Origin of the sequence: Mycobacterium sp. 1482292.6 (assembly GCF_001672995.1) — a bacterium.
Taxonomy (GTDB): domain Bacteria; phylum Actinomycetota; class Actinomycetes; order Mycobacteriales; family Mycobacteriaceae; genus Mycobacterium; species Mycobacterium europaeum_A.
This window is the reverse complement of record NZ_LZKV01000222.1, coordinates 1-813: the sequence shown is the minus strand read 5'-3', so window position 1 is coordinate 813 and position 813 is coordinate 1. Positions and strand designations below refer to the sequence as shown.

Here is an 813-nt window from a genome sequence, read left to right as displayed (position 1 = left end):
AGCGACTGTGGCACGTTGCCCCCGACGGGGCTGTACAGCGTGCTGAAGTCCGTCGCCCCGATCCGCTGGCCGAGCAACAGGCCCGGGTCGCGGTATTGGGCCGACAGGATGTTGACGATGCGAATGGAGTCGACGGCCTGGATCACCGCGGGGTCGGCGGCTTGCTCGGCCGCGGCCACCATCAGGTCCATCGGCTCGACCGAGCGGCCTTCCGGGTCGATCTCGTCGCGATGGTTGACCTGGCCGTAGCCGATCAACACCGGGGTCGTGGGGTCGACGCTCATGGGAACGAATTTAGCGTGGCTATGGATCTGGTCCCGTCGGGCCTCGCCGTGGCGCCCGCGGGGTGGCGCTGCGGGCTCGACCGCTAGACGGTGTCGGCCGGGGCGGACAGGACGCCAAGCTGGTGTGGACCGAGCAGGACCACTCGGTCCCGATGGCCGAAATCAGCGGCGACGACGTCCCGATGGCCGGTGACGCCGAGATCAGGATCTCCCTGGACCGGCCCGCCTACGTCTATCCGCTGTTCGAGGAGGCGCTGCGGATCGCGAACGGCGAGTCGATCGACGATCACCTCGAGCGCATCGGGGCGCTGTGGGCCCGGTTCAACGCCGTCGCGGTGGACAACCCGAACGCTTGGATCCGCAAGCCGTCGAGCGCCGACGAGATCCGCAGCGCCGGTCCGCAGAACCGCATGATCAGCTGGCCCTACACCAAGCTGATGAACTCCAACAACATGGTCGACCAGGGCGCGGCGCTGGTCCTGACCTCCGCCGGGGAGGCGACACGGCTCAAGATTCCGGCCGAGCGGTG

At 68.5% G+C, this 813-nt stretch carries 2 pseudogenes; one reads left to right on the top strand and one right to left on the bottom strand.

Going from position 1 to position 813, the window contains the following annotated elements:
• Positions 1-284 (bottom strand): annotated as a pseudogene (locus tag A5624_RS22960) (hypothetical protein); the annotation flags it as partial.
• A gap of 113 nt (positions 285-397) precedes the next feature.
• Between A5624_RS22960 and A5624_RS22955 the strand changes: the two are divergent.
• A pseudogene (locus tag A5624_RS22955) lies at positions 398-813 on the top strand (hypothetical protein); the annotation flags it as partial.